The organism is Yokenella regensburgei (assembly GCF_051486985.1).
Classification (GTDB): Bacteria; Pseudomonadota; Gammaproteobacteria; order Enterobacterales; family Enterobacteriaceae; genus CBFFRJ01.
Genome location: NZ_JAHVDV010000003.1, coordinates 28,642 through 48,438 on the forward strand (window position 1 = coordinate 28,642; position 19,797 = coordinate 48,438).

The window sequence follows — 19,797 nt, forward strand, 5'->3', positions numbered from 1 at the left end:
AATAAACTTCGCGACATTTATCACTTTTTGATGAATAACGACTGGACAAAAGTCTCTACAATTGTTGTACTGTTACTCGACACAGCATTTGTGTCGTTTTTCATGTAAAGGTAATATTGATGTCTAAGATTAAAGGTAACGTTAAGTGGTTTAATGAATCCAAAGGATTCGGTTTCATTACTCCGGAAGATGGCAGCAAAGACGTGTTCGTACACTTCTCTGCAATCCAGAGCAATGGTTTCAAAACTCTGGCTGAAGGTCAGCGTGTAGAGTTCGAAATCACTAACGGTGCCAAAGGTCCTTCTGCTGCTAACGTGATGCCTATCTAAGTTAGCAATAAGACAGAATTTCAAAACCCGCTGAGAAGCGGGTTTTTTTTGCCTTCAATTCGCGTTAGCGCTGGTGACAAGCCAGAACGCGAGGGCAGTCATTGCAAACGATCCTAACAGATTGACCGCAATGTTTAACAGCGCCCAGCCCGCACGACCTTCCTGTAGAAGAAAAACGACTTCGGCTGAAAAGGTCGAAAATGTCGTGAGTCCACCGCAAAACCCCGTTGTCAACAATAATTTCCATACGGGGTCGATTTGCGGCATTCGATTGAACCAGGCCAGCCCCAGGCCAATAATAAACGCGCCGACCAGATTTGCCGTCAGCGTGCCAATGGGAATGGCATGGTGCGCGGGATTTAGTTTCATGCTGAGTGCCCAGCGCGCGACGCTGCCTGTCCCACCACCAATAAAAACGGCCAAAAGGAGTTGTAACACCGGGAAATCCTGCTATTTGAATTAAGAGAGTGACGAGTGTAACGCCGAACCGGTTCTCTGACTATGTCGGCACCTTCAGGAGAAGAAAAGATGATTGTTGCTGCTGGTCAGTTTGTTGTAACCCCGGACTGGCGTGTTAACGCCAGCATCTGTGTAGAGATGATGGCGCGCGCCGCGCACCAGGATGCAGCCTTGCTGGTCTTGCCGGAGGCAGTACTGGCACGCGATGATAGCGATCCGTACCTGTCAGTGAAGTCGGCGCAGCCGCTGGATGGCGAGTTCATGCAACATCTTTTGCATGAGAGCCGCAGGAATACCCTGACGACTATTCTTACCATTCACGTCCCGTCAACTGAGGGGCGTGCAATCAATACCCTGGTGGTGCTTCGGGAAGGCAACATTATCGCCCAGTACGCCAAGCTGCACTTGTATGACGCGTTTAACATGCAGGAGTCCGCAAGAGTAGACGCCGGTGATGACATTGCTCCGCTTATTGACGTAGCCGGTATGAAAGTGGGGCTGATGACCTGCTATGATGTACGCTTTCCTGAGCTGGCAATGGCGCTGGCACTCCAGGGTGCAGAAATGCTGATATTGCCTGCGGCCTGGGTTCGTGGTCCGCTCAAAGAGCACCACTGGGCAACACTCCTGGCTGCGCGGGCGTTAGATACCACCAGTTATGTGGTGGCATCAGGTGAGTGCGGCAACAAAAACATTGGTCAGAGCCGGATTATCGATCCACTGGGTGTGACTTTAGCGGCGGCGGCAGAATTACCGCAGCTTATTTTTGCTGACGTAACCCAAACCCGCCTGACAGAGGTGCGTGACGCTCTGCCTGTTTTGCGCAACCGTCGTTTTACCATACCCGTTCTCAAGTGATGTTTTTTTAAACAATGCTTGATTCATCTCGTTACAGATTGCTATTGTGTGCGCGCGCCGGATGACCGTTAATAACGTCCGGGTATAATGGCGCTTTACGCTGTGTTATATGAAAGAAGGTATCTATGGGTGAAATTAGTATTACCAAGCTACTGGTCGTGGCCGCGCTGGTCATTCTGCTGTTTGGTACCAAAAAACTGCGTACGCTGGGTGGCGATCTGGGCACGGCCATCAAGGGCTTTAAAAAAGCGATGAACGATGATGACACCACTGCCAGGAAGAGCACGGATGACGTCACGGCGGAAAAGCTCTCTCATAAAGAGTGATGCTTCCCGACACGAAAAAAAACCGGCATACAGGCCGGTTTTTTTATCTCAAGTGTAATGGGATGTTACACCATTATTTTACTTCAATGCCTTTTGCCTGCAGGTCGGCATGATAAGAAGAGCGGACAAACGGACCACATGCAGCGTGGGTAAAGCCCATCGCCAGTGCTTCTTCTTTCATCTCATCAAACTCTTCCGGGCTGACGTAACGCTGCACGGGCAAATGGTGGCGGCTTGGCTGTAGATACTGGCCCAGCGTCAGCATGGTCACACCATGACGTCGCAGATCGCGCATGACGTCCACGATTTCCGCATTGGTTTCGCCTAAGCCTACCATCAGACCCGATTTGGTCGGAATGTGAGGATGGGCTTCTTTAAAGCGCTCAAGCAGCTTCAGTGACCAGTTGTAATCCGCCCCCGGTCGTACCTGACGATAGACACGCGGAACGTTTTCCAGATTGTGGTTAAACACGTCGGGCGGCGTTGCCGTAAGAATATCCAGCGCGCGATCCATACGACCACGGAAGTCAGGGACCAGCGTCTCGATTTTGATGGAAGGGGTTTTCTCACGAATCGCGGTAATACAATCGGCAAAATGCTGAGCGCCACCATCACGCAAATCATCGCGGTCAACGGAGGTGATGACCACATAGCGCAAAGCCATATCAGCGATAGTTTGCGCCAGTTTGCCAGGCTCGTTGGCATCCGGTGCCACGGGGCGGCCGTGTGCGACATCGCAGAACGGACAACGGCGCGTACAAATGGCACCCAGAATCATAAAGGTTGCCGTACCGTGGTTGAAACACTCAGCAAGGTTAGGGCAGGACGCCTCTTCGCAAACAGAATGCAGCCCGTTTTTACGCATGGCGGCTTTGATACCCTGAATACGGGAAGAGTCAGCCGGAAGTTTTATTTTCATCCATTCCGGTTTTCTCAACAGGGCTTCGCGCTCTGTTGCCACGTTTTTAACCGGGATAAGAGCCATTTTATCGGCATCGCGGTACTTAACACCGCGTTCCATCACAATGGGTTTACTCATAGCGTGCGTGTTCCAGTTGCGGATAACGAAGTAAGTGATTCAATTCAAGGGAACGTTGTATTTATCAACTATTTTTGAATTCACGGCGTGCAGTATATCATTGATGAGGGGCGGAAAGCAGCCTGACAACAGGGCAAATTGTAAAATAGTTGTTGTTTTGTGCCAAATGCCCAGTGAGCATTAGCCGTTTTGCCAGGCTGGATGGGTAATTAGAACGCGCGTCGAATAACGTTGATCACATTTTCCAGTACAGGGTCTCGTAAGCTCAACTTATTGTAATACAGTGAAATATCAAGTCTTTCATTGCTGACCGGTGGAAACTCGATTTCTGCTAAAGGCCAGCAAGCACTGAATAATTTAAACAGTCTGGTTGGCATTAACCCGAGCATATCACTGTTACCGATGAGTGCAGCAATAGTAAACATGTTGTAACTGCTAAAACTTACCTGGCGCTCAGGAAAAAGATCCTGCACCCGTTGACGTAAGCTACTCAGGTTTTGACCTTCCATCATTAAAAGCGTGTGGTCGTAATGCTGAAGCACATCTTCATTGATGGGCGCATGCAGGCAGGGATGACCTTGCCTGCATACCAGCATTAACCGGTCCGTGTAGAGCGCATGGTGGTTAAGCGTCCTGGTCGTGGGAATGTGCGTATCAATGATGAGATCGGTCTGAAACTGGCTTAGCTGATTTTCCGCATCGTGGATAGGAATATTGCGCATCAGTAAATGTGGCGCAGCTTCTTTAATGGCTTTCCAGATGACAGGAATGACAATAGCGCCGAGAGAGGGAGGTGTACCAATCGTAATGGTACGCTGTTTGTCATAACTGCCCGTTAAATCCAGTGCGCCGAGAATGGACTCCAGCCCCTGGCTAATATACTCATGCAGATGGGAGGCATAGGCGGTGGGTGTGACGCCCTGGCCCTTCCTGATAAATAGCGGATCCGGAAATATGGTCCGCAGTTTCTGAATGGACTGACTAATGGCAGAAGGTGTGAGGTTAAGCACTTTCGCTGCATTTACTATCCCTTTTTGCACATATACCGCCTCGAAAATAGTCAATAAATTGAGGTCGATATTGCGCAACGTTCGGAAGATTTGCGGCTTGTCTTCTTCGGGGCGTTCCGTTATTCGCTGTTCCGACGGGTTATTATAATCCACGCTTGTGCTCCGTAATCATTCCCATAACGAATGATAGTTGAATTTATTTTGTGGTGACGAATTTTGGAATGTGCCAGTCCATCGCATACCACCATTATGGATGTTTTTCAGGAAGATGCTCCATACACTGTCTAAATTTAATCTTATCAACGACGATTCGACGTAGCACAAATGTTCTTGTCCTAAGAAATATGCCAGACAGGATAAAGCAAATGAAAATAGAAAATATATTTTCAAAAGTAAAGATTAGACGTGTGAATAAATAGCGGCCTGACGGAATGCAGGCCGGGAAACATCATATATTAAGCGTCAGTATATATATGTGGTGGATAGTTTAGCAGGGCTAAAAGATTATCCAACAATACTGGCCTGATGCTATCCATGTTAACAGTTGGCTGATAATGGGTCACTTGCGTCATTTCCATTCCGGCATAACCACATGGGTTAATACGTAAGAAGGGGGCGAGATCCATGTCGATGTTGAGCGCCAGCCCGTGGAACGAGCAGCCTTTACGAATGCGTAAACCCAATGAACAAATCTTTTTACCCTGCACGTAAACGCCAGGTGCGTCGGCGCGCGGATAGGCTTCAATACCGACGCTGGCCAGAGTGTTAACGACGGTTTGTTCAAGTAAGGTCACTAAATCCCGAACCCCAAGTTTGCGACGCTTAAGATCAATCAGTACATACAGGATTTGCTGACCGGGCCCGTGATAGGTGACCTGCCCGCCACGATCGCTCTGTACAACCGGAATATCGCCGGCGGCCAGAACGTGTTCGGCTTTCCCCGCTTGCCCCTGGGTAAAAACAGGGTGATGTTCAACCAGCCAGATTTCATCCTGGGTTGTATCGGTGCGGGTATCGGTAAAGTCATGCATTGCCCGGGAAACGGGATCGTAGGGCTGCAGGCCCAGATTACGGATTAGGATTGTATCCTGAGACAAAACAACATCTCCGGGAGAAGAAAGGGTGCGGGGAGTATATCACAGAGAAAGGTGTTACCCAGCGCGAGCCGGATAACACCCTGGGCATTACAGAACCATACGAACGATTTCGATGTTACCAAGTTCTTCGTAAAGCGTTTCAACCTGTTCTATATGCGTTGCATTGATGGTGATGGATACCGAGTGGTAATTGCCTTTGCTGCTCGGTTTTACCTGTGGAGAGTAATCACCGGGCGCATGGCGCTGTACCACTTCGACCACCAGATCAACCAGCTCTGGTTTCGCCAGACCCATCACTTTGTAAGTAAAGGGCGTTGGGAATTCAAGCAGTTCTTTAAGATTGGTTTTCATGTCAGCTCCGGCGTAAAAATAATAACTCCTGCCAGCGGGGCAGGAGTTTTTTGAGATGCTAAGTATATGGGGACGAAGATCACACTTTCAAGTGGGCAATCTTTAGCCGAACCAGTGGTGGAACATCAGTTTGATGTAATCAATGATTTTACCAAAGAAATTACCTTCCTGAATCTCCTGCAACACCACCAGAGGGCGCTGCTCTACGGTTTTACCGTCCAACTGGAAGTTAATGGTACCGACGACCTGGTTTTTCTGCAGCGGCGCATGCAGCTCGCTGGTAGTCAGCACGTAGCTGGCTTTCAGGTCTTTCATGCGACCACGCGGGATGGTCAGGTACACATCTTTATCGACACCTAATGATGCGCGATCGCTGTCGCCAAACCAGGCTGGCTCAGAAGCAAACTCTTTACCGGCTTTGATAGGACTCACGGTTTCAAAGAAACGGAAGCCCCAGGTCAGCAGTTTTTTGCTCTCTGTCTCGCGGCCCTTAAAGGTTCTGCCACCCATCACCGCAGAGATCAGACGCATCTGACCTTCGGTTGCCGACGCAACCAGGTTGTAGCCTGCTTTATCGGTGTGACCGGTTTTGATGCCATCAACGTTCAGGCTGTTGTCCCAGAGCAGACCGTTACGGTTGGTCTGACGGATGCCGTTAAAGGTGAACTCTTTTTCTTTATAAATGGTGTATTCGTTCGGCACATCGCGAACCAGCGCCTGGCCAATCAGCGCCATGTCGCGAGCGGAGCTGTACTGACCTTCTGCATCCAGGCCGTGCACGGTCTGGAAGTGGGAATTTTTCAGACCCAGCGCATTCACGTAGTTATTCATCAGGCCAACAAACGCATCCTGACTTCCGGCAACATAGTCCGCCATGGCCACGCAGGCATCGTTACCCGATTGCAGGTTGATACCACGGATAAGCTGGGAAACTGGCACCTGCATGCCCGGCTTCAGGAACATCAGGGAAGAGCCACGGAAAACCGGGTTACCCGTTGCCCATGCGTCGTTGCCGATGGTCACCAGGTCTGTCTCTTTAAACTTACCCGCTTTCATTGCCTGACCGATAACGTAGCTGGTCATCATTTTAGTCAGGCTGGCCGGATCGCGACGGGCGTCGGCGTTCTGTTCTGCCAGCACCTTACCTGAGTTGTAATCAATAAGGATCCAGGATTCAGCGTCAATTTGCGGCGCACCGGGAATCATGGTTTTAATGTTCAGGTCGTCGGCATGTGCGGCCCCGAGAGTGGCGGCGGTCAGTGCCGTGGTGAGCGCCAGGCGCTGTACGAATCGAGCGGAGAAAGTGGTCTTCATGGTCTGAACAACGACATCCGTGATGGAGTTAAAAAAGTGCCTTACTATAGCAAAAGCTATAGGGGGAGGCATCCGACTTTCCGCATGATTTGTTAATGCGGTTTACGTATCTTGACAATGTCAAAAGCGTGTCGGATGCCGCTGCTATTACTGCGCGCCGGTCACAAAAGACTGTAATTGTGCTTCGCTTTGCAGACGTTGTTGCAAGCGACTGGCGTCCGCTTTACTGGTAAATGGCCCAAGCTGAATACGCCACACCGCGCCGTTTTGTACCACACGCCCGGGCACTGAGAACTGTTGCGCAAGGCGCTGTTGATACTGCTGAGCACGGGCCTGGTCACTGACCGCACCTACCTGAACCATATAGCTGCCGCTGTCGGCTGTCGCCGCGGGGGCCGGAGTCACAGGGGTCACGTGACCTTGGGTTGAGCCCGGAGCGGTGACGGGAGCCGGGCGGGTCACCGGAGCCGGTGCCGGTTGTACGCTGGTTGCCGGTGCAGCAGTCGCCGATGAGCCTTCACTCCCTTCAAGCACGCCTGAAGCCAGCGGCGCTGGCGCACCTAAAAAGCCACTGTTGCTGTTACCAGCGGGTGCAGCAGGCGGCGTGTCAGGCTGATCGGGCTGCGCGCCAGGTTGCGTGCTGTCATCCAGCGTTCTCACGGGCGCCTGGGGCTGAGGGGCCGGTGCAGGCGAAGAGGCACTGCCCATTCCACCACTCAAATCCGGGCGAGCCGGCAGGGCGTATGTCTGCTTCGCGACGGTGGTACAGGCCGTTCCCGGACCCGACATACTGCCATCCTGAGCGACAACGATAGGATCAATACGCACTTTGGTGTTGTTTGACGTATTCAGTCGATCTGCCACGGCGCGAGAAATCGAGATAACGCGATCGTTACCGTACGGGCCACGGTCGTTGATCCGCACCACGAGCATTCGCCCGTTAGCCAGGTTGGTGAGGCGCACATAGCTCGGGATGGGAAGTGTTGGATGCGCAGCGGTAAGTTGCATCGGATCGAAGGCTTCGCCACTGGCCGTTAAATTACTGCCTGGTTCAGCATCATAGATAGCGGCAAACCCGGCCTGGCTAAAGGTAGACGGGTCCTGCACAATCTTATAGCGCTTACCGTCGCGCTCATAATCCTGATTAACGGAGGGATTAAGCGTTTCGTAACGAGGTTCTGCACCGGTTATCTCAACGACCGGACCGTTACATACCGCAGGCTGCGGCGCAACAATCGTCTGTTGTTGCCCATCATCACTTGAACATGCCGCCAGTAACCCTGCCGCTATACAGACTCCAAGCCATTGCTTTCGCATTGCGAACCTCTTATACGCTTTTTGACAACATTTTCCTGTGGGTATGGATAGACATCACTATTCCAAACCCGGCCATCAGCACAATCAGCGCTGACCCTCCATAGCTCACCAGTGGCAGCGGAACGCCCACCACCGGTAAGATACCACTCACCATACCAATATTTACGAACACATAGACGAACAAAATCAACATCAAACCACCCGCCATAACGCGACCAAAGGTGGTCTGCGCACGGGCGGCAATCCATAATCCGCGCATGATCAGCAGGACATAAAGCCCAAGCAGGATAAGAATACCCACCAGACCCAGCTCTTCAGCAAGCACGGCGAAAATAAAGTCAGTGTGGCGTTCAGGCAAAAACTCCAGTTGCGACTGGGTGCCGTGCAGCCAGCCTTTCCCACTCAGCCCGCCTGAACCTATTGCAATTTTAGACTGAATAATATGATAGCCTGCCCCCAGCGGATCGGTTTCCGGATCGAGCAACATCATCACGCGCTGACGCTGATACTCATGCATCAGGAAGAACCACAGGATAGGAATAAACGCCGCAATCAGTACCACTGCCACGCCAATCAGACGCCAGCTCAGGCCGGATAAAAACAGCACAAAGAGACCAGAAAGCGCGACCAGAATCGAGGTGCCGAGGTCAGGTTGAGCCGCAACCAGTAACGTCGGCATAAAGATCAGGACCAGCGCGATAGCCGTATTTTTGAGCGATGGCGGGCAGACGTCACGGTTAATAAAACGGGCCACCATCAGCGGTACGGCGATTTTGGCAATTTCGGAGGGCTGAAAACGGACAATCCCCAAATCCAGCCAGCGTTGCGCCCCTTTGGAGATGGCCCCGAAGGCGTCCACGGCGACCAGCAGAATCACACAGATAACGTAAAGATAGGGTGCCCATCCCTCGTAAACACGGGGCGGAACCTGCGCCAGCACGACCATGGCAATCAGGCCCATGGCAATCTGCCCGACCTTACGCTCCGTCATGCCAATGTCCTGGCCGCTGGCGCTCCAGATAACAATGGCGCTGTAAAAGAGTAGAGCCAGAACGATCAGCAAAAATGCAGGATCGATGTGGATTTTATCCCAGAACGATTTCTTGTTCGGATTATCCGTCATGATTAATGGTCCTCTGCGGCGACCGACGCCGGGTTTTCAGTCGGCAATTCGGTGTTGTTATCGCCAAGCATGATATGGTCAAGGATCTGGCGCATGATGGTACCCACCGCAGGACCGGCCCCGCCGTTTTCCAGAATCATCGCCACAGCGACCTGGGGATGATCGTAAGGGGCAAATGCCGTCATCAGTTTGTGGTCACGTAAACGCTCCGCAATGCGGTGGGCGTTATAGGTTTCATTGGCTTTTAAGCCAAAGACCTGAGCGGTACCGGATTTAGCGGCAATTTTATAGGGGGCACCAGCAAAGTATTTGTGACCGGTGCCGTTGGCGCGGTTCGCAACGCCATACATACCGTCCTTGGCTATTTCCCAGTAACCGGAGTGAATATCGCCCACGGGTTTCTGCTCTTCCTGCTTCCACGGCACCTGTTTGCCATCCTGCAGCGTACTCATCAGCAGGTGAGGCACTTTGACGACCCCATCGTTAATCAGGATCATCATCGCTTTATTCATCTGCACCGGCGTTGCGGTCCAGTAACCCTGACCGATGCCTACAGGAATGGTATCCCCCTGATACCAGGGCTTTTTAAATCGCTTTAGCTTCCACTCACGGGTCGGCATATTGCCGGAACGCTCTTCCGCAAGGTCAATGCCGGTGTACTCACCGTAACCAAATTTGGTCAGCCACTCTGAAAGACGATCGATGCCCATGTCATAGGCAATCTGATAGAAGAAGGTATCCGCCGACTCTTCGAGCGACCTGGTGATATTCAGGCGGCCGTGGCCCCATTTTTTCCAGTCACGATAACGCTTTTCTGAACCAGGAAGCTGCCACCAGCCCGGGTCAAAGAGCGTGGTATTGCGGGTGATGACCCCGGTACTGAGCGCCGAGACGGCAACGTAGGGTTTAACCGTTGACGCTGGCGGATAGACCCCCTGCGTGGCGCGGTTAACCAGTGGCGTATTCGGATCGTTGAGCAGCGCCGAATAATCCTTACTGGAGATGCCGTCAACAAAGAGATTGGGGTCGTAGCTTGGCGTAGAGACCAGCGCCAGAATGCTGCCCGTGCGGGGATCGGTCACCACCACCGCAGCACGACTGCCTTGCAGCAGAGTTTCGATGTACTGCTGAAGTTTGAGGTCAATCGTCAGGTAGATATCGTTACCAGCCTGCGGCGGGACTTCTTTCAGTTGACGAATAACGCGCCCACGGTTGTTGACCTCGACCTCTTCGTATCCGGTCTGTCCGTGAAGCACATCTTCGTAATAACGTTCAATGCCCAGCTTGCCGATATCATGCGTGGCGGCGTAGTTGGCGAGCTTCCCGTCTTTATCGAGTCGTTCTACATCTTTATCATTAATTTTAGAAACGTAGCCGATGACATGGGTCAGTGCAGAGCCATAAGGGTAGAAGCGACGTTTGTAACCCTTCACTTCGACGCCAGGGAAGCGGTACTGGTTGACCGCAAAACGGGCGACCTGAATCTCGCTTAAGTTGGTCTTAACGGGGATAGAGGTGAAACGATGCGAGCGGGAACGCTCCTTTTTGAACGCAGCAATGTCATCGTCGGTTAAATCCACCACATCCCGCAGGGCATTCAGCGTTTGCTCAACGTTGTCTACCTTCTCCGGCATCATCTCAATCTGGTAAATAGTGCGATTAAGTGCCAGCGGGGTGCCGTTGCGGTCATAAATTATTCCGCGGCTTGGCGGAATCGGCACCAGCTTGATGCGGTTTTCATTGGAGCGCGTTTGATAGTCGGCGAAACGAACGATTTGCAGATTGTAGAGGTTAGCAATCAGCACGCCGGTCAGCAGCAAAATCCCCAAAAAAGCGACCACTGCCCGGCGCACAAACAGCGCAGACTCAGCCGAATAGTCGCGAAAAGAATTCTGTAATTTCATCCGCTGCTTAGTTTACCTGGTCTGTATTACTCACGATGATAAGGATGGTTGGTCGTGATACTCCATGCGCGGTAGAGACTTTCTGCAACCAGCACGCGCACCAGCGGGTGAGGAAGCGTTAACGCAGAGAGTGACCAGCTTTGTTCTGCCGCTGCTTTACAGGCGGGGGATAACCCCTCCGGGCCACCAATAAGCAGGCTAACGTCACGACCATCCTGCTTCCAGCGCTCCAGTTCATTCGCCAGCTGCGGCGTATCCCACGGTTTTCCGGGGATATCGAGGGTGACAATACGGTTTTTGCCTGCCGCAGCAAGCATCAACTCACCCTCTTTGTCGAGAATGCGTTTGATATCCGCATTTTTACCCCGTTTTCCTGCCGGGATTTCTACCAGCTCAAACGGCATATCCTTAGGAAAACGGCGTAAATACTCGGTAAAACCCGTCTGTACCCAGTCCGGCATCTTAGTGCCGACGGCGACCAGTTGCAGCTTCACGCATTAACCCCAGAGTTTTTCCAGCTCATACAGGCTACGGCTTTCCGCCTGCATCACATGAACAATGACATCGCCTAAGTCCACAACAATCCAGTCGGCGGCATTCTCGCCTTCCACACCGAGCGGCATCATGCCAGCGGCACGGGATTCCTGCACCACGTGGTCGGCGATAGACATAACATGGCGAGTGGAGGTACCGGTACAGATGATCATACAGTCGGTGATACTGGATTTACCGTGAACGTCGATCGCCACGATGTCCTGACCTTTCAGGTCATCAATTTTGTCGATTACAAAATCCTGGAGTGCTTTACCCTGCAAGTGTTCCCCCTGGGAGAAAAAGATGATGGTGTCAATAAATGGCCCGGCATTATACCTGAAGTGCAGCCATTTTCGGGACTAATGTCCGGCTCAGGTTACAAAAAGTGGGCTATCATCCCACCCCCGGCACGAGAATGCATCGCCATTTTTGTAAAACAATTTCTGGATGGCTACAAATGGCGGTGCGGAGAATAGCAGCCTGTTAGTCTGTGTCAATCACCCGCGTGCGCTGGCCGGGGCCTGGAAAAGAAAATAGCCGTTATTCCCCCTGCCGCCACGCCGCCCGGCTGTTCAGTACACGTAATGTGGCAAAGTCATCCTGAATATCCAGTGCGCTCCATGCGCCCTGATCTACGCGAAAATGCCAGAGTGATGAGGCGGGCATGTTGAGCAGTGTCGCTATCAGTAAACTGAGCACACCCTGGTGGCTGACGATGAGCACGTTTTGCGATTCAGCCCAGGTGGGTAATTGCGCAATAAAGTGCTGCACACGCGCCGAAAAAGCCTGAAAACCTTCACCGTTGGTCGGGACCGCATTTTGCCAGTCGGTGCACCAGGCGGCATAGCTTTCAGGATCTTCATGAGTGAGGTCGCGATGATGGCGCATCTCCCAGTCACCAAAGAACATCTCATTTAGCAACGGTGTTGTATGGGTTGGGATCGTCCGCTCATGCAGTACCAGTCGGGCAGTGTGCTGCGCACGTTCAAGTTCACTGCAAATTATCTGGTCGAAGGGAACATCAAGCAGCAGACGGTGCAGAGTCTGGGCCTGAGCAATTCCTTTTTCTGTTAATGGGGTTGGGGAATGGCCACTATAAAGGCCAGCAACATTTGCGTCGGTCTCCCCATGACGAATGAGCCAGAGTCGCATTTTTTTCTCCCATGCAGTTTTCTGGACAAAGTTTATCACCGCACCCCCATTCATGAGCTTTTTTTCGATTAAGATACCCCTTTTAAGCGGAGCAAAAGGGACAATGGCTTTATTTCATAGCGCACACGGGGGCAATGTTCGCGAAGCCGCCGCATTGTTGGGTATGTCTGCCGAGCGCTTGCTGGATTTTAGCGCGAACATTAACCCGGCCGGCTTGCCCGGCTCGCTGAAACGTGCCTTACAGGACAACCTGGCTATTGCAGAGCGTTACCCGGATCCTGACTATCATCACCTGCATCAGACGCTGGCGGCGCATCATCAGGTTCCTGAAAGCTGGGTTCTGGCAGGAAACGGCGAAACCGAGTCCATCTTCACGCTGGTAAACGGGCTTCAGCCCCGTCGTGCCATGCTGGTTACGCCAGGATTTGCGGAGTATCGCCGCGCACTGCAACTGACAGAGTGCGATATTGTGGATTATGCCCTGCAGGAAGAGGAGGGCTGGCAGCTCACCGGGTCGATTCTGGACGCTCTGACCAGCGGTATTGATTGCCTTTTTTTATGTACGCCGAACAATCCCACAGGATTATTGCCTGACGAGTCGCTATTGCACGCTATTGCTGCGCGTTGCAGGCAGTTGCATATCACGCTGGTGCTGGACGAAGCGTTTATGGATTTTCTCTGCGATCGCGAGGGTTTTATTCCTCACCTTGCGAACAATCCCCACATCTGGGTCCTGCGCTCTCTGACCAAATTTTACGCTATGCCTGGTTTGCGCCTGGGCTACCTGGTGAGCAGCGATGTGGCAAAGGTACGCCGTATGCGTGAACGGCAGATGCCGTGGTCAATCAATGCCTTTGCGGCGCTCGCCGGTGAGCTGGTGCTGCAGGACAGCGATTACCAGCAGGCGAGTTGGACGTGGTTGCGAATGGAAGGCCCTCGCTTATATCGTGCGCTGCAAAAGGTGAAGGGCGTGCATCTCTGGCCCGGCGTGGCCAATTATCTGTTTCTGCGTTGTGATGTAACAGGACTTGATCTGCAACGCGCGCTTCTGGAGAAACAGATACTTATCCGCAGTTGTGCTAATTATCCGGGTCTTGATGAACGCTATTATCGTGTGGCGGTACGGAGTGCGTCAGAAAATGATGCACTGATTACCGCGATGGAAAGTGTGTTTAGCGATATAAACCCTGGCACCTGATGTAGTCCAGAACCGAAGAGGGCAGCAGCTCATCGCAGGCCTCACCCTTTTCCAGCCTCTCGCGAATCACTGTCGCAGAAATGTTGAACCAGGGCGTTTGCGCCAGGTAAATTTTACCTGCAGGTTGCGTATGGAGGTCATCAGGATTCTGCGTCAGATGGGCCTCCAGCCACCGCTGATCTTTCTCCTCCGTCATGGTGAGTGGATAACCCGGACGGCGGCAGACAATCAGGTGGCTGTTATCAAGAATGGTCTCGTATTCATGCCAGGTCGGGAAAGTCAGTAAAGAATCCTGGCCGATGATGAAAGCCAGCGGCCGCGTCGGGCCTTTTTCTTCACGCCACTCCCGCAACGTTTGCGCAGTATATGAGGGCGATGAGCGCTTCAGTTCGCGTTCATCCAGGGTAAACAGGGGCTTATCATGAATCGCCAGGGCCACCATCGCTTTGCGCTGTTCGCTGGTGGCTTCGGGTTGAGGGCGGTGGGGAGGCACGTTATTGGGCATAATCACTACCCGCGACAGGCCGATATGCTCAGCCAGTGCTTCGACCGGTTTCAGGTGACCATAATGGATAGGATCAAACGTACCGCCAAACATAGCCTGCAACTGATTCATATCACCCATCAATAAAAATGTCCGCCAGTGCCTTATGACAGAGTAGCAGAGACAGACTTTCGAGCTCGGCCCAGACGGACTGACCAAAATCTTGTTTCACAATCAGCTCAATGCGGCTCAGCAGGTGGACAGCCTGGCGGAGTTGATCAAGGCTAAGGCGTTGCAGCGCGTCGCCGGTGATGCCGCGTCTGTTTTGCCAGATACGATGCTTATCAAACAGCGTGCGTAAGGGAACGCTGGCAGACTGGCGTTTCAGGTTCACCAACAGGAGTAATTCGCGCTGTATAGTGCGCAGCAAAATTACCGGCTCACAGGCCTCCAGCCGAAGCTGGTAGAGCACATGTAGTGCGCGCTTGCTTTTTCCGGCAAGCAGGGCATCGACCCAATGAAACGGGGTAAAATGTGCCGCATCGTTAACCGCCTGTTCGACCCGAGGCAGGGTCAGTTTGCCATCCGGGAACAGCAATGCCAGCCGTTCCAGCGCCTGTGAAGCGGCCAGTAAATTCCCTTCGTAGCAGTAACAAAGCAGCTGATTCGCGGCATCATCAAGTTCTAAATTGTTCTGTTTAGCCCGGGCGGCCACCCAGCGAGGCAGATTTGCCTGTTCAGGGGTCTGACAACTAACCGCAACGCTACGGTTTGCCAGTGCCGTATACCATGCAGCATTTTCCTGCGCCCTGGTAAGCTTGTTACCACGCACCACCAGAATGAGGTCGTCATGCAGCAGGCTTACCAGCATGGCCATGCGTTCATTGATTGCCGCGTTAGGGCCATTTTCCGGGAGTTGAAGGGTGAGGGTTTGTCGACTCGCGAACAGACTCAGCGCCTGACAAAGGGAGTAGATGGCATCCCAGTCGGTGCTCGCATCAATCGTAAAGGAGTGGTGTTCAGTAAAATCTGCTGCCGCTGCTGCATGGCGTACCTTATCCTGGCTTTCCTGCAGAAGAAGGGGATCATTACCGAGCAATAAATAGGCGGCGCGCAGCCCTTCTTTAAGCTGCGCGCCGAGTTGTTCCGGATACAGCCTGAGCATCAGCTACCCGGTGTCCTGGTCACATGTGTTGATGTCGTCTCTTTTTCGCTGTCAGCGGCATGGACGCTGGGCAGTTTACGAATCAGCTGTTCCGCCGCTTTATCGTACATTTCCTGCACGATAATGTCTTGTTCAGCATCTTTCGCCAGCGCCGTTTGCGGGTTGTCGAAGAACGAACGATACACTTTCGTATTAATAGGATAGATATCGTGACCCGGTATCAGCACGGTGGCATTAACCGTCAGTACCATCTGATACTCTGCGGTACGACCATCCTGGAAAATGGATGCGGTGTCACGAGCAAAAGTAACGGCACCCAGACGAAGTGACGGTATGTCCTTACGCAGCGATCCCTTCTCAACGACGTCGACGCCATTCAGGCGCAGCTGATTACGCAATGCACGACTGAGTGGTCCGTTAGGATCCCCTGAGTCAAATATCATTGTTTTCATCTCAGCGGGCACTTGTGTGCTGTCACGCAAGTGCCAGCCGCAACCGGCGGTGAGTAACACCGCCAGAGATAACAACCATGTTGCCAGATGTCGCACGCTTCCTCCCGCGCTTAGCCAACGACCAGATTAAGCAGTTTGCCCGGTACGTAGATAACTTTACGTAGGGTAACGCCATCAAGATATTTTGCGACCAGAGGTTCCTGGCCGGCACGTTCGCGAACCTGTTCTTCGGTTGCATCAACCGCAACAGTAATTTTACCACGCACTTTGCCATTTACCTGGACGACCACAAGCGTGGTGTCTTCCACCATAGCTGCATCGTCTGCAACAGGCCACGGCGCGTTGTCGATATCGCCTTCACCTTTCAGCTCCTGCCACAGCGTGAAGCAGACGTGCGGGGTGAACGGGTTAAGCATACGTACCACTGCCAGCAGCGCTTCCTGCAAGAGGGCGCGGTCTTGATCGCTGTCCTGCGGGGCTTTCGCCAGCTTATTCATCAGTTCCATGATCGCGGCAATCGCCGTGTTGAAGGTCTGACGGCGTCCGATATCATCGGTCACTTTCGCAATTGTTTTATGAACATCACGACGCAGGGCCTTCTGATCTTCCGTGAGTGCCGCGACATCCAGCGGTGCCGTTGCACCCTGTGAGCTGAGTTCGTAAACCAGTTTCCAGACGCGTTTAAGGAAGCGGTTCGCCCCTTCAACGCCTGACTCCTGCCATTCCAGCGTCATGTCAGCCGGAGAAGCGAACATCATAAACAGACGAACGGTATCCGCACCGTAACGTTCAACCATCTCCTGCGGGTCAATACCGTTATTTTTCGACTTGGACATTTTGCTCATGCCGGTATAGACCAGTTCATGGCCGGCAGCATCTTTCGCTTTAACGATGCGGCCTTTTTCGTCACGCTCGACAATAGCCTCTTTCGGGGAGACCCAGTTGCGCTCTCCGCCTTCGCCAACGTAATAGAAGGCGTCGGCCAGCACCATGCCCTGGCACAGCAGCTGTTTAGCCGGCTCGTCGGAGTTGACCAGACCCGCATCACGCATCAGTTTGTGGAAGAAGCGGAAGTAAAGCAGGTGCATGATGGCGTGTTCGATACCACCGATATAGATATCAACCGGTAACCAGTAGTTCGCGGCCTTAGAATCCAGCATGCCTTCCTGGTGCTGCGGACAGGTGTAGCGGGCATAGTACCAGGAGGATTCCATAAAGGTATCGAAGGTGTCGGTTTCACGCAGCGCAGGCTGACCATTAACCGTGGTTTTCGCCCACTCAGGATCGGCTTTAATCGGGCTGGTGATGCCATCCATCACTACATCTTCCGGGAGAATGACCGGCAGTTGATCTTCCGGTGTCGGCACCACGGTGCCGTCTTCGAGCGTTACCATCGGGATTGGCGCACCCCAGTAACGCTGACGGGAGACGCCCCAGTCACGCAGACGATAGTTCACTTTACGCTCGCCAACGCCTTGCTCTGCCAGTTTATCGGCAATCGCGTTGAAGCCCTCTTCAAAGCTCAGGCCGCTGAACTCACCGGAGTTAAACAGGGTGCCTTTATCCGTCAATGCCTGCTCAGACAGATCGGGTTCAGAACCGTCAGCTGCCAGGATAACGCCTTTGATTGGCAGGTTGTATTTGCTGGCAAATTCGTAGTCACGCTGATCGTGGCCAGGAACGGCCATGACGGCGCCTGTACCGTATTCCATCAACACGAAGTTAGCGGCCCAGACCGGAATCTCTTCACCGGTCAATGGATGAACGGCTTTAAAGCCGGTATCCACACCCTTTTTCTCCATGGTCGCCATATCGGCTTCGGCTACTTTGGTGTTGCGACATTCGTCGATAAAAGCAGCCAGTTCAGCATTGTTCGCGGCGGCTTGTTGCGCCAGCGGGTGACCGGCGGCAACGGCCAGGTAGGTCGCGCCCATAAAGGTGTCCGGGCGGGTAGTGTAAACGGTCAGCGTTTTATCATAGCCGGTAACGTTAAAGGTGATCTCGACACCCTCAGAGCGGCCAATCCAGTTACGCTGCATGGTTTTGACCGTGTCAGGCCACTGATCCATGCTATCGAGGTCGTTAAGGAGCTCTTCGGCATAGGCGGTGATTTTGATAAACCACTGCGGGATCTCTTTACGCTCAACTTTAGTATCACAGCGCCAGCAGCAGCCGTCGATAACCTGTTCGTTAGCAAGGACAGTCTGGTCGTTTGGGCACCAGTTAACCGCAGAGGTCTTTTTATATACCAGCCCTTTTTTGTAGAGCTCAGTGAAGAACTTCTGCTCCCAACGGTAATATTCTGGCGTACAGGTGGCCAGTTCGCGGCTCCAGTCATAACCAAAACCCAGCATTTTGAGCTGGTTTTTCATGTACGCGATGTTGTCGTAAGTCCACGGCGCCGGGGCGGTGTTATTTTTTACTGCTGCACCTTCAGCGGGCAGGCCGAACGCATCCCAGCCGATAGGCTGAAGTACATTTTTGCCGAGCATACGCTGATAGCGAGAGATAACGTCACCGATGGTGTAGTTACGCACGTGCCCCATGTGTAGTCGACCAGAAGGATAGGGAAGCATCGACAGGCAGTAATACTTCTCTTTGCTCTCGTCTTCAGTTACTTCGAAGGTGCGCTTCTCTTCCCAGTGAAGCTGTACTTTGGATTCTATCTCTTCCGGGCGATATTGCTCTTGCATGGCAGCCAGTGGTCCTGTTTTTGATACGGCTACAAATGTAGCGTTATTTCGTGGTTTTTCAGATCCGCATAGCATAGCCCAAACGCCCACGTCAAAACAGCCTTTCGCACATTAAGCCTGAGAAAAGCACTCGTCCGAATTTACGTACTCTGTGGGGTAATTGACAAAGCGAGAAGAAAATAAGGTCTATTATTAGAACAGGTTAACGACCCGGGAGAAAAGTGATGAACAAGGTTGCTCAATTTTACCGCGAACTGGTGACGACATTAACGGAACGCTTACGCAATGGTGACAGGGATATTGACGCACTGGTAGAGCAGGCAAGACTCAGGGTCAGCCAGACCGGGGAATTAACGCGCACCGAAATTGATGAGTTAACACGGGCTATCCGTCGCGATCTGGAGGAGTTCGCCCGTAGTTATGAAGAGAGCCAGGAGGAGGTCGTTGACAGCGTTTTCATGCGCGTCATTAAAGAGAGCCTCTGGCAGGAGCTGGCGGACATCACGGATAAAACCCAGCTTGAGTGGCGCGAAGTGTTTCAGGATCTCAACCATCACGGTGTATACCATAGCGGTGAAGTGGTAGGGCTTGGCAATCTGGTCTGTGAGAAATGCCATTTTCATCTGGCTATCTACACCCCGGATGTGCTGCCACTTTGCCCGAAATGTGGTCATGATCAGTTCCAGCGCAGGCCCTTTGAACCCTAGGAAAACGCAAAACGGCAACTTCAGTTGCCGTTTTGGTGTTTGCGCTCTCACCCATTGGGTTGAGGGAGCCTCAGTAATATTACGTTTTACAGCGATAACACTGCGTAATAAGAATAAAACAGTCACCGCGATGACAGGGTCCGGCTGAAAATCGACGAAGCGTATCCGCAAGGCCGGGGCGACGCGCAGGGATGCGCGGCGAGGGCGACTTTACAGGGACGTTACCTTCGCCCGTCCCCGATAAGCCTGAAGGATTAAGCGTAGTGGACCGCGAAGCGGCGATTT

General features: G+C 52.6%; 21 protein-coding genes. 5 read left to right on the forward strand and 16 right to left on the reverse strand.

Going from position 1 to position 19,797, the window contains the following annotated elements:
* Positions 1-119 precede the first annotated feature (119 nt).
* Positions 120-329, forward strand: coding sequence for a transcription antiterminator/RNA stability regulator CspE (gene cspE / locus KXR87_RS03300; RefSeq protein WP_004100146.1), 210 nt, complete (start codon positions 120-122; stop codon positions 327-329).
* Between the two features lie 54 nt (positions 330-383).
* On the opposite strand, the gene crcB is transcribed toward cspE, so the two are convergent.
* Positions 384-767: a fluoride efflux transporter CrcB gene (crcB, locus tag KXR87_RS03305; RefSeq protein WP_437430848.1), complete on the reverse strand. Its 384-nt coding sequence runs from the start codon at positions 765-767 to the stop codon at positions 384-386.
* 90 nt (positions 768-857) lie between these two features.
* On the opposite strand from crcB, the gene KXR87_RS03310 reads away from it, so the two are divergent.
* Together KXR87_RS03310 and tatE are read left to right on the forward strand one after the other, a co-directional pair.
* A complete protein-coding gene (locus KXR87_RS03310) occupies positions 858-1,646 on the forward strand; it encodes a deaminated glutathione amidase (RefSeq protein ID WP_437430849.1) in 789 nt (262 codons plus the stop codon).
* 125 nt (positions 1,647-1,771) lie between these two features.
* Positions 1,772-1,972, forward strand: coding sequence for a twin-arginine translocase subunit TatE (gene tatE, locus KXR87_RS03315; RefSeq protein WP_437430850.1), 201 nt, complete (start codon positions 1,772-1,774; stop codon positions 1,970-1,972).
* Between the two features lie 73 nt (positions 1,973-2,045).
* Here the strand turns inward: tatE and lipA are convergent, their stop codons facing one another.
* The 11 genes from lipA to KXR87_RS03370 form a co-directional block, all read right to left on the reverse strand.
* The gene (lipA, locus tag KXR87_RS03320; RefSeq protein WP_437430851.1) at positions 2,046-3,011 is read right to left on the reverse strand and encodes a lipoyl synthase; all 966 of its coding nucleotides are present in this window, start codon (positions 3,009-3,011) and stop codon (positions 2,046-2,048) included.
* Positions 3,012-3,220: 209 nt separating this feature from the next.
* Positions 3,221-4,174 (reverse strand): YbeF family transcriptional regulator, encoded by a 954-nt coding sequence (locus KXR87_RS03325; RefSeq protein WP_437430852.1) that lies wholly within the window; start codon positions 4,172-4,174, stop codon positions 3,221-3,223.
* Positions 4,175-4,476: 302 nt separating this feature from the next.
* The gene (gene lipB, locus KXR87_RS03330) at positions 4,477-5,118 is read right to left on the reverse strand and encodes a lipoyl(octanoyl) transferase LipB (protein ID WP_437430853.1); all 642 of its coding nucleotides are present in this window, start codon (positions 5,116-5,118) and stop codon (positions 4,477-4,479) included.
* 87 nt (positions 5,119-5,205) lie between these two features.
* Positions 5,206-5,469 (reverse strand): DUF493 family protein YbeD, encoded by a 264-nt coding sequence (gene ybeD / locus KXR87_RS03335; protein ID WP_017455881.1) that lies wholly within the window; start codon positions 5,467-5,469, stop codon positions 5,206-5,208.
* Positions 5,470-5,571: 102 nt separating this feature from the next.
* Positions 5,572-6,783 carry a D-alanyl-D-alanine carboxypeptidase DacA gene (dacA, locus tag KXR87_RS03340; RefSeq protein ID WP_437431027.1) on the reverse strand — a complete coding sequence of 404 codons (1,212 nt, stop codon included), beginning with the start codon at positions 6,781-6,783 and terminating at the stop codon, positions 5,572-5,574.
* Between the two features lie 147 nt (positions 6,784-6,930).
* Positions 6,931-8,100 carry an endolytic peptidoglycan transglycosylase RlpA gene (gene rlpA, locus KXR87_RS03345; RefSeq protein ID WP_437430854.1) on the reverse strand — a complete coding sequence of 390 codons (1,170 nt, stop codon included), beginning with the start codon at positions 8,098-8,100 and terminating at the stop codon, positions 6,931-6,933.
* A 10-nt stretch (positions 8,101-8,110) separates the two neighbouring features.
* On the reverse strand, positions 8,111-9,223 hold the full coding sequence (gene mrdB, locus KXR87_RS03350) for a peptidoglycan glycosyltransferase MrdB (RefSeq protein ID WP_437430855.1): 1,113 nt from the start codon (positions 9,221-9,223) through the stop codon (positions 8,111-8,113).
* Positions 9,224-9,225: 2 nt separating this feature from the next.
* Positions 9,226-11,127, reverse strand: coding sequence for a peptidoglycan DD-transpeptidase MrdA (mrdA, locus tag KXR87_RS03355; protein ID WP_437430856.1), 1,902 nt, complete (start codon positions 11,125-11,127; stop codon positions 9,226-9,228).
* A gap of 26 nt (positions 11,128-11,153) precedes the next feature.
* A complete protein-coding gene (gene rlmH / locus KXR87_RS03360) occupies positions 11,154-11,621 on the reverse strand; it encodes a 23S rRNA (pseudouridine(1915)-N(3))-methyltransferase RlmH (RefSeq protein ID WP_041852135.1) in 468 nt (155 codons plus the stop codon).
* A gap of 3 nt (positions 11,622-11,624) precedes the next feature.
* Positions 11,625-11,942 carry a ribosome silencing factor gene (gene rsfS / locus KXR87_RS03365; protein ID WP_437430857.1) on the reverse strand — a complete coding sequence of 106 codons (318 nt, stop codon included), beginning with the start codon at positions 11,940-11,942 and terminating at the stop codon, positions 11,625-11,627.
* Positions 11,943-12,201: 259 nt separating this feature from the next.
* Complete coding sequence (locus KXR87_RS03370; RefSeq protein ID WP_437430858.1) at positions 12,202-12,813, reverse strand: adenosylcobalamin/alpha-ribazole phosphatase; 612 nt, start codon at positions 12,811-12,813, stop codon at positions 12,202-12,204.
* Between the two features lie 103 nt (positions 12,814-12,916).
* Here KXR87_RS03370 and cobD point away from each other — a divergent pair, with 103 nt between their 5' ends.
* Positions 12,917-14,011, forward strand: a complete 1,095-nt coding sequence (cobD, locus tag KXR87_RS03375; RefSeq protein ID WP_437430859.1) for a threonine-phosphate decarboxylase CobD — start codon at positions 12,917-12,919, stop codon at positions 14,009-14,011.
* Here the strand turns inward: cobD and nadD are convergent.
* From nadD to leuS, 4 genes are read right to left on the reverse strand one after another with little or no spacing between them, the layout of a single operon-like run.
* Positions 13,986-14,627 carry a nicotinate-nucleotide adenylyltransferase gene (gene nadD, locus KXR87_RS03380; protein ID WP_437431028.1) on the reverse strand — a complete coding sequence of 214 codons (642 nt, stop codon included), beginning with the start codon at positions 14,625-14,627 and terminating at the stop codon, positions 13,986-13,988. The genes cobD and nadD overlap by 26 nt on opposite strands.
* A gap of 1 nt (position 14,628) precedes the next feature.
* A complete protein-coding gene (holA, locus tag KXR87_RS03385) occupies positions 14,629-15,660 on the reverse strand; it encodes a DNA polymerase III subunit delta (RefSeq protein ID WP_437430860.1) in 1,032 nt (343 codons plus the stop codon).
* On the reverse strand, positions 15,660-16,208 hold the full coding sequence (gene lptE, locus KXR87_RS03390; RefSeq protein WP_437430861.1) for an LPS assembly lipoprotein LptE: 549 nt from the start codon (positions 16,206-16,208) through the stop codon (positions 15,660-15,662). Before lptE ends, holA begins: the two co-directional genes overlap by 1 nt.
* A 14-nt stretch (positions 16,209-16,222) precedes the next feature.
* On the reverse strand, positions 16,223-18,805 hold the full coding sequence (gene leuS, locus KXR87_RS03395) for a leucine--tRNA ligase (protein WP_437430862.1): 2,583 nt from the start codon (positions 18,803-18,805) through the stop codon (positions 16,223-16,225).
* A 224-nt stretch (positions 18,806-19,029) separates the two neighbouring features.
* Here leuS and KXR87_RS03400 point away from each other — a divergent pair, with 224 nt between their 5' ends.
* Positions 19,030-19,512 (forward strand): zinc ribbon-containing protein, encoded by a 483-nt coding sequence (locus KXR87_RS03400; protein WP_437430863.1) that lies wholly within the window; start codon positions 19,030-19,032, stop codon positions 19,510-19,512.
* Positions 19,513-19,797 lie beyond the last annotated feature (285 nt).